At 71.3% G+C, this 512-nt stretch carries 1 protein-coding gene; it reads left to right on the top strand.

Annotated elements, in window-relative coordinates; all coding sequences use genetic code 11:
* Window positions 1-512, top strand: a 512-nt coding sequence (locus IEZ19_RS50190) for a transposase (protein ID WP_189318008.1), incomplete at both ends; no start/stop codon positions are given.

The raw sequence follows: 512 nt of genomic DNA, 5'->3' as shown, positions 1-512 counted from the left end.
GACACCACCGCCCAGGGCCGCGCCGGGGAAGGCCTGGGACAGGACGCCTTCACCGTCGACTGGCCGGCCCGCACTGTCATCTGCCCCCGCGGGCAGCGTAGTGTCAGCTGGTCCGAGCAGCGCAAACCCACCGGCACCGAGATCATCCGGGTCCACTTCGCCAAGACCGACTGCGACGCCTGCCCGGTGCGCGCGGCGTGCACCAGCGCCAAGAGCAAGTGGGGCCGCAGCCTGACCCTGCTCACCCAGCCCCAGCAGGAAGCCCTCGACCAGCGCCGACGCGAGCAGCAGACCGACGAGTGGCAGGCCGCCTACGGCACACGAGCCGGAGTCGAAGGCACCATCTCCCAGGCCGTCCGGGTGACCCGGACACGCACCACGCCCTACCGCGGGTTACGCAAGACCCACCTCGGCCACGTCCTGACCGCCGCCGGACTCAACCTCCACCGCTTGAACACCTGGTGGAGCGGCACCCCCATCGGCACCACCCGCATCAGCCGATTCGCCCGCCT

This window comes from Streptomyces brasiliensis (assembly GCF_014647875.1).
Classification (GTDB): Bacteria; Actinomycetota; Actinomycetes; order Streptomycetales; family Streptomycetaceae; genus Streptomyces; species Streptomyces brasiliensis.
Note: the sequence above shows the minus strand (reverse complement) of the source record. Positions and strands in the feature narration are given on the sequence as shown.